Origin of the sequence: Winogradskyella sp. SM1960 (genome assembly GCF_020179375.1) — a bacterium.
GTDB classification, from domain to species: Bacteria; Bacteroidota; Bacteroidia; order Flavobacteriales; family Flavobacteriaceae; genus Winogradskyella; species Winogradskyella marina.
In genome coordinates this window covers 1-1,843 of record NZ_JAICBG010000033.1, presented here as the reverse complement: position 1 = coordinate 1,843, position 1,843 = coordinate 1, and the positions used below count along the sequence as shown (strand labels likewise).

The following is a 1,843-nucleotide window of genomic DNA, read 5'->3' as shown; positions in this document are numbered from 1 at the left end:
CTCGCAAGATGAAAGTCCAAAACTCAATGATATCAATATGATTAGCGTTTTTCTCAAATTACTTACAACGTGTTTGTATATGGTTTGTTGCGTGTTTCAAGCAACTAATTTAGTAAATAATTACCGACCAAGAAAGTCCGCGAGGACTTTCGTAAGTAGGCGAGAAGCCAGCAATAAATTATATACGGTGTTGGCGGTAGTTTTTATTCCCCAAGTCCAATTGGTTCTAAAACTTCCCTTTTAAATTTTTCAATTATATCATTTTGTCCGTGCATTCTATATGGTATTTTATCAAATTCAGTCCAAGACTTCTCCAAAAGGTCTATATAATTATCAGTTCTTTCGTTACCTCCTTGATTTACCCATCTCGGATTCAAAAACATTGTTGTCAACCATTCTATTGTTAGTGAACTATTTTCATATTCTTCGCTTTCTGAATGAGTAAACCATAACGAGATGATTAAATCTAATTGGTTTATTTTGAATTTTTCAGATATTTTTTTATTTTTTGTTTCACATATTGCATTAAGGCAATAACCCAAACATTTAATAGTATCAATTACTCTAAAAGTTACTTTTTGTTCTCTTGCAAGCTCTAACCAACCTCTCATATTTTCTGTTTGGTCATTAATTAGTTTATGTGCAAATGATGGGTTTCCAAGGCTTCCATCATAATTATTTTTTTTAGGAATGGTTTCAATTAACAAATCTGTGAAATTTCTATAATAGTATAACCACATATGCGATTCGCTGTCCTTATAGATTGTTTCCCTTACCATATAATTAAAATATACTATTGCAATATGTATTTTGTGATTCCATTGCTCGGATTCTAAATCTCCATCATACTTCTTTAAAATGAACTCTTTTTGTTCATTGTCATATTTAATTGATTTGACTCCTTTTTCTCCTATTGGATACCAAACAGAATTTTTTGCAGCTGTTTTTGTATGTGAAAGAATACTATGTAAAATAGGAATGTCGTAACTTTCATTTATTCCATCAAGTGAAGAATTAGAATTGTTTGCAATTTTTAGTTCTGAAATAAATTCCTGGTTTTTAGTTTCAAATATGCTCTCAATAAATTTTTTAGCTAAATTTTCGTTAGATGCTTTTTCAGTTTCCATTCCAGAAAATATTTTAGCAAATAACTTTGGATAAATAGGTGCTGCTTTATTTATGAAATTTTCGTTTTGAATGATAAATCCATAAACACTTGCTGCAAATTTTATTCTTTTAGGTTTAATAAGATTTTCGTATTCTACGTCCTTTTCTGTTCTTCTTCTCAAAATTAAATCTATAGTCTCTTTTTCAGGAAGATGAGAAAGTCCTATTAAATAATCTTTAATATTTTCGGTGTGATATTTATTGATATATTCTACCAATAGGTCAATCTCATTCTCTTGTAGTAAAGAATTATATAAGTCTATTAGTTCGTTTCTTCTCGAAGAAGAGAAAAATCCAAATAGAACAATAAGGATTGGAATTCCAAATAATATTATAGAAAAAATATAAGCCCAAATTTCATTTGGTATTCCTTTTTCAAATGAGAAGTAGTTTAAAAAAGGAAACCAATTATCTCTTAACCAGTCAAATGAAAATAAATAGTGTAAGTAAATAATTCCTATTATGAAAGCTGTTATTTGTGATTTAGAAAAAAACAATAAGACAAATTTTCTTTCCTTTTTTTGAATTAATGCCCATACAGCTAAACCAAGACCAAGTATGGTTAAAAAATCAGTTACTTCCATTCATTCTCATATTTTTGTATTATACTGAAATAGGTTGACTCTTTTTAGTTATTATTTAGACGTTCAAAAGATTTTTTTTAGCCGTTTAGAAG

1 protein-coding gene is annotated in these 1,843 nt (G+C 28.5%); it reads right to left on the bottom strand.

All coding sequences use genetic code 11. The features are described 5' to 3' along the window. Positions 1-203 precede the first annotated feature (203 nt). Entirely contained in the window at positions 204-1,751 is a 1,548-nt protein-coding gene (locus K1X16_RS17830; RefSeq protein WP_225037423.1) for a hypothetical protein, read from the bottom strand. Between the last annotated feature and the right edge of the window lie 92 nt (positions 1,752-1,843).

What these genes read in the sequence shown, in the direction of transcription:
- K1X16_RS17830 (WP_225037423.1), bottom strand. Translation starts at nt 1,751, where the DNA reads ATGGAAGTAACTGATTTTTTAACCATACTTGGTCTTGGTTTAGCTGTA.